This window comes from Shewanella sp. T24-MNA-CIBAN-0130, assembly GCF_040310185.1.
Lineage (GTDB): Bacteria > Pseudomonadota > Gammaproteobacteria > Enterobacterales > Shewanellaceae > Shewanella > Shewanella psychromarinicola.
The window spans coordinates 1-245 of sequence record NZ_JBEOPP010000491.1; the positions used below are offsets into that span (position 1 = coordinate 1).

A 245-nucleotide genomic window follows, 5' to 3' on the forward strand; every position below is an offset into this window, starting at 1 on the left:
TATTTTATACTATCACAAGTGAATTATACGATTTAACCTTAACCGCAAAAGAACGTTTACTCAGTAGGATTGCAGAACATACTTCATTGACGGATCTTAATGCTTTTATTCCTCAATGGAAGAATGACCATCATTTTGGTAGAGCTATAATTTGGCAACGAGAACACCCAGAAGCAGTAATGTGTTTATCTAAAGAAGATAAACTTATCCTCAGCCAACTTACTGATGATTATAGAGACCTATTT

The 245-nt window shown here is 33.9% G+C and carries 1 protein-coding gene; it reads left to right on the top strand.

The genetic code is table 11. The features are described 5' to 3' along the window. On the top strand, positions 1 to 245 hold a 245-nt coding region (locus AAEZ02_RS23240), incomplete at both ends, for a hypothetical protein (RefSeq protein WP_351125557.1).